Genomic DNA, 5,962 nt, shown 5'->3' with positions numbered 1-5,962 from the left:
CCATAATCCATTAGAGTATGGAGTCATCATTACCAACGAAGATGGCCATATCACGCAGTTTCTGGAAAAGCCTAGTTGGGGCGAAGTTTTCAGCGATACAATCAATACCGGTATCTACGTGCTCGACCCGCGCGTGTTGACGTACTTTGAAAAGAATAAGCCTTTCGATTTCAGCCAGGACCTCTTTCCTTTGATGCTGAAGAAAGGCGATCCCATCTATGGCTATATCGCCAGCGGCTATTGGTGCGATGTAGGCAATCTCAGCGAGTATATGCGCGCCAATGCTGATGCCTTGCAGGGTCGCGTCCAGATCGAGATTCCGGGCCGCCATATCGGTAATAGCGTCTGGTGTGAGGAGGGGGTGGAGATCGCCGAGGATGCCCAGCTCTATGGCCCGGTCTACCTGGGGCATGATTGTAAGATTAAGTCGGGCGCTATTATTCACGGTCCCAGTATCATCGGCCACTATACGATCGTCGACGAGCGGGCGCAGGTAGATCGCAGCATTATTTGGAATAATTCTTATATTGGCGAACGGGCTGAGCTGCGGGGCGCTCTTGTTGGCTCTTCGACGAGCATTAAGAGTAAGGCGGTGATGTTCGAGGGCTCGGTGATCGGCGATAATTCGATCGTCCAGGAGGGCGCAATTATTCAGCCCAATGTCAAGATCTGGCCCGATAAGGAGATCGAAACCGGCGCCGTGGTCAATAATAGCATTATCTGGGGATCACAGGGTCGGCGCGGCCTCTTCGGACGCTACGGGGTGACAGGCCTGGTCAATATCGATCTGACTCCTGAATTCGCCGCTAGCCTTGGCGCGGCCTATGGCGCCATTCTCCCCAAAGGCAGCATCGTTGCGGTGAATCGCGATTCGTCACACCGCACCTCGCGTATGATCAAGCGGGCCATCGTGGCCGGCCTCCCCTCGGCTGGTATCAATGTCCATGATATTAATCAGGTGCCGATCCCCGTGGCTCGCTACTATGTGCGCAATACCGAGGCCGTCGGCGGTATCCACGTGCGTCTCTCCCCTCACGATCCTCGCATTGTTGACATTAAGTTCTTTGACCAGTACGGCCTCGATATTAATAAGGCGACAGAACGCAAGGTGGAAAATCTCTACTTCCGCGAGGATTTCCGCCGCGTCTATATCGATGACCTGGGGTCAATCGAGGTCCAGGAGAATGAGCGCGTCCTTAATCTCTACCTCGAGGGCTTCCATAAGGTGGTCGATGAGGGCTTGATCCGTCAGCGCAGATTCCAAATCGTGATGGACTACGCTCACGGCAGTACTACCCAGTTGCTGCCCGGTATCTTCAACCGCCTCGGGGTGGATGTCATTATTCTGAATACGAGTGCTGATGAGTCGCTGGTGACGCGGACCAAGGACGAGGTGGAGCGCGATCTGCAGCGCTTGGCGACAATTACGGCGGCACTGCATACTGATCTGGGCATTCGCATCGATCCGGCGGGCGAGCGGATCGCTGTGGTCGACGACCGCGGGCGCATTTTGGATGGTATGAAGATGTTGGCGGTGATGACAAGCCTGACGCTGCGCCGCTTCCATCAGGCAACAGTGGCGGCTCCAGTGACAGCCCCCAGCGCACTCCAGCATATTGCCAAGCGCTATGATGGCTATATTCTGCATACGCGCGTTCTGCCCCAAGCCCTGATGGCCACTGCCAGCCGCGAAGGGGTGGTGTTGGTCGGCGATGGTGAGGGAGGCTTCATTTTCCCGGAGTTCCTGCCGGCTTTTGATGGGATGATGGCCGTGGCCAAGCTATTGGAGTTGCTGGCCTACTTTGAGGTAAAGCTCTCTGAGGTGGTCGATGATCTGCCTAGCTACTACCTGAGTCGTACGCGTGTGGCCTGCCCCTGGGAGCATAAGGGGAAGGTGATGCGTATTCTGAGCGAGCAATACCGCGAGCGACGCGCCAAGCCGATCGATGGTATTAAGATCGATTTGGGGAGTAAGGAGTGGGTGCTAGTGCTGCCCGATGCTGATCGACCGCTCTTCCATGTGGTGGCGGAGTCGGAGTCGAGCGAGCAGGCTCAGGCTCTGGCAGAGAAGTATGCACGTGTGGTCAGTGGCTTGCAACAATAGGCTTGATCCATCAGGCCAGGTCTCTATGGTCTCAGGCTAAGAGCCGAAACGCGTTCTTCTGATTTCTGCTTCTATTATAGTTTTTCTTCCTTGCTTGCAAAGAAGCCCCGCTGCGGTGGAGGGAATGGCCGCAACGGGGCTTATGTGTTCAAGGCCCGGTCTGCCGTCGCTGCGCCGTCCTGCTAGCATAAGGAAGAGGTCTCTCTCTTGAGAGAGCTAGTTTGCTCTGCCCTTTGCCGACTGGTCCGGTTACTTTAGCAGGTTTGTGGATGCATGGCCTTATACCCAAGGCGGCTTCGCCTTTTTTGCCTGAGTCCGTCTTTGCTAGGCCGAGGCAGAGGCGGCCAAGCGTGAAGTCGACGGCGCTTCTGCTGAGCGCGGTAGGATTGGCGGCAGCGGTACGGGCGGCAGGCTATGGCCCAGATTGGCATAGATGCCCTGAGCCGTACGCCGTATCCCTTCTTCAAGATCAATGGTTGGCTGCCAACCAAGGATTTGCCGCGCTCGGCTGTTGTCAAGGGCAACGGCAGCCCCACTCCGTCCGCGTTCGTTTAGGTAGAGCGGCGCGACCTCACTGGCTGAGAGAAGGGCTGCGGCCCGCTGGTAGAATTCTTCCAGACTGGTAGCAGTGCCGCTGCTGATATGGATGGTACAGTTGCTGCCACGCTCTAGCGCAAGCAGATGCGCCTGGATCACATCGCTGATGTAAATGTGGTCGCGTTTCTCTCCCTTGGGAGCACGAATAATTACTCGTTTCTTTTCTAAGAGGCTGTAGATGAATTCTGTTAAGGGATGTTGAGCGGTTTGTCTTTCGATCTCTCCATACACATCAGCGTAGCGTAGAATAACATGCTCTATTCCATAGTGCCGGCTATAGTAGCGAATATACCATTCCCCAGCGAGCTTGCTGATATCCAGAGGACGTCGTGGGCAAAGTGGAGCCTCTTCGCCAAGGGGCAGGGCCTGGCCTTCCGTCCTATAGAGATCATTGCCTCCAGAGGCAAAGATGATGCGACCAACGTTGGCTGCAATACAGCCATCAAGAAGGTTGAGTAGACCGTGAAGGTTGATGTCAGCATCGGTGAGCGGGCGCTGACCCGGCAGTGGTGTGGCACGACAGGCCGCATGATGGCTGACAATGTCTGGACGCTCCATCTGGAGCACTGTGTGTAACTGCGGGTCACGAATGTCTAGTTGGTAGAAGCGTACACGTGGATCAAGGCGCTCCCGTGCGCCGTTGGCCAGTGAGTCAATGACGATGACCTGGTGGCCAGCTTCCAGGCAGGCACGGGTCAGCTGCGCCCCAATAAACCCAGCTCCGCCAGTAATGGCGATCTTGACCAAGTGTGTCTCTCTCCCTTCTGTGCTTGCTTGGCTTGCCGCTCTCCCAATCGGTGGCTCTCCGCTATCTCCAGTGTAGCGCTCTCCCCTATTGCATAGATATACATTTATCTATTCGAGCTAGGTGAAGTTTGATAGGGGTGGGGCCGGTCTGCTCTGTTCAGTGAGGTAGGCCCAGAGGCTGGCTTCATCAGCCAGATCCTTTCCCAGAGCTGGCGGGGGCTGCCGGAAGGAAAAAGATGGGTGCTCTGACTGGGTTGTGAGGAGAGGTAGATCGGCACTGGATGAGTGGGGGGGTTGGCACAGAGGGACAGCCCTGGTCTGCCAGCGGTGCCAGCCGCTGCCGGTTATGCTGACAAGCCGGGCCCGGCAGCGGCTGGTTCCTTACGATGAGGGAGCTGTCCCTCTCATGAGCGCATCTAGCGTGGACTTTTTGATACGGTAAGCCTGGCGCTTGCCACGATGGGGAAGAGTGATGGCCTCCAGGGCTCCGCTCTTAATCCAACGACGCACGGTTGTATCGTCCACGCGCAGACGGCGCGCAACTTCACGCACTGTAAGCAGTTCTTCCAGCTCCTCAGCCATAGCAGTCTCTCCTACTCTTCATAGAGGTTGGGATTAGCCTGTAACAGGCTCTATCGTAACAGGCGCAATCACCAGCATTCTTCTGACACCCCAAGCGCCGCCTTCTCCTCACCGAGGGAAGAGAGCCGGATCGCTTCCCGCTTAATCTCGCAAAGGGTGCCATCTGGCGATTCACGAGCAGACGTTTTTTCGGTCCCTCTATACGAGAGTATATCCCTGGGGGTAGCATCCTCCCGTGAGGCCAGAACAGTTGAACGCTGTCCGCCAGTTAACTACACTATACAACTACGCACAAACATACTAAAATGGAGCAGATGTCAGGTTAGCGGCTGCTCGCTGCCATTAGAAGCGAGCGGTCGTTTGGCTGCTGCTTTGGACAGCATCGGCAGGGATAGCTACCTGATAAGAAAGCCAGGCGAGTTTTCCGAGCAGTGAAGGGGTTCTTTTGGATGTCTGTGACCATTCTCGTCGTCAGTGATCTCCATCTTGCCGACGGGCAGGTGCCTTTCGAGGGCTTTGCTGAGGAGCAAGAGCGCGCCTGGAAGGAGTTCCTGCGTGCCGCTTCTCCCGGTGGCCTGCTCACTGAGGGAAAGGAAGATGACACGGTTGAGTTGGTGATCAATGGCGACTGCTTTGATTTTCTAGCAACCTCGCCCCTGCAGCATGCCCGCACGCGTACTGTAGCTCAGGCGTTAGAGAAGCTGGAGCGTATCATTGCTGCTCACGGGTCGTTCTTTGAGGCGCTGGCCCAGTTCCTGAGCCAGCCTCAGCGGCGTCTGACCTTTGTGCCCGGCAACCATGATATTGAGCTGCTTTTTCCCGCTATTCAGCAGCGCTTGAGGCAGGTATTGTCACGGTCCTCCGCTTCAGAGGAGCAGCTCCGCTTTTGGCAGCGCCCGCGCTATGAGCCGCTGCCAACCATCGCGATAGAACACGGTAATTTCTATGATTTCTGGAACCATCGCAGTGCCGGCTTGTGGACCGCTGACGGGGAGCCGCTGCCTCCCCACGAGGAGATTCTCCTCTCCGCCGGTTCGTGGTATTATCAAGAGGCAGGGGCGCTGATTCACCGCCGTTTTCCTTACTTCGAACATCTGGAGCCATCTTTGAGTTATCCAAGCCAGATGGCACTGTTGGCCTTGTTGGCACCCGAGCTGCTGTGCGAAGTGGTGACGAATCTCGTCAGGCTCATTAGCCGGCCTCGTCAGCCTTTGGCAGGCCTGCGCCCCAGCGAGAGGCAGATGGCCCTGCGCCTCTTTGAGGAGGCTATGCAGGATTTGGCCGCTTTCCAGCGCGATATGCAGCGACAGAAAAAGGACTGGCAACCGGTTCCAGGCTGGGACGAGCAGCAGGCCACGGCTGCGCTGATGGAGGACTATCTACGGTTGCGTGAAGCACTGGTAGAAGCTAGCCAGCCAACGGCTACGGAGGAGACACGGCGGGCGGCAGTGGCCCGTATCTTTGGAAGATCGACAACCCAGCAATTGGACTCGACTGCCGCCGGCATGTGCGCGCTGCTGCAGCGTGAGCCACGCCTGCGCTATGCTCTGGCTGGCCATACTCATTCTTGGCTCGTGCAGCCGTTGGCCAATGGTTACCAATACTATTTGAATACGGGCACCTGGACACGGCGCCTAGCTAGACCCAGGCCCGAGGAGATGACGCCGGCAATGTTCGCCTGGCTGTACGCTCCTCACTGGCCGCCTACACCGAGCGCTTCACCGCTGCGTGAGGTGACGCAGTATACGTTCGCTTTGATCCGCGCGGCTGAGGATGGTTCCCCATCAACGGCCAGTCTCTGCGCCTGGGAAATTGCCTCCCAGCCAACTTACCGAGTTCTGGCAGCCCCCCCTCTTAAGAGAGAGCGTGCGGTAGCTGCGTAAGGACCAAGGGTGCAGCTTGGGCCAGTGAGTCTGCACCCGTGGCGTGAGG

4 protein-coding genes are annotated in these 5,962 nt (G+C 56.9%); 2 read left to right on the top strand and 2 right to left on the bottom strand.

All coding sequences use genetic code 11. The annotated features are described in order from the left end of the window. Positions 1-2,104 (top strand): mannose-1-phosphate guanyltransferase (locus IRZ24_RS15695; protein WP_297165989.1); only part of this gene is annotated, 2,104 nt, incomplete at its 5' end. 324 nt (positions 2,105-2,428) lie between these two features. Here the strand turns inward: IRZ24_RS15695 and IRZ24_RS15690 are convergent. Both IRZ24_RS15690 and IRZ24_RS15685 read right to left on the bottom strand, forming a co-directional pair. Next, positions 2,429-3,448 (bottom strand): NAD-dependent epimerase/dehydratase family protein, encoded by a 1,020-nt coding sequence (locus IRZ24_RS15690; protein ID WP_297165986.1) that lies wholly within the window; start codon positions 3,446-3,448, stop codon positions 2,429-2,431. Positions 3,449-3,829: 381 nt separating this feature from the next. After that, entirely contained in the window at positions 3,830-4,030 is a 201-nt protein-coding gene (locus IRZ24_RS15685; protein ID WP_297165983.1) for a helix-turn-helix domain-containing protein, read from the bottom strand. A gap of 449 nt (positions 4,031-4,479) precedes the next feature. Here IRZ24_RS15685 and IRZ24_RS15680 point away from each other — a divergent pair, with 449 nt between their 5' ends. Beyond that, positions 4,480-5,913, top strand: a complete 1,434-nt coding sequence (locus IRZ24_RS15680; RefSeq protein WP_297165980.1) for a metallophosphoesterase — start codon at positions 4,480-4,482, stop codon at positions 5,911-5,913. Positions 5,914-5,962 lie beyond the last annotated feature (49 nt).

The sequence above is a fragment of the Thermogemmatispora sp. genome (assembly GCF_019683755.1).
Lineage (GTDB): Bacteria > Chloroflexota > Ktedonobacteria > Ktedonobacterales > Ktedonobacteraceae > Thermogemmatispora.
Note: the sequence above shows the minus strand (reverse complement) of the source record. Positions and strands in the feature narration are given on the sequence as shown.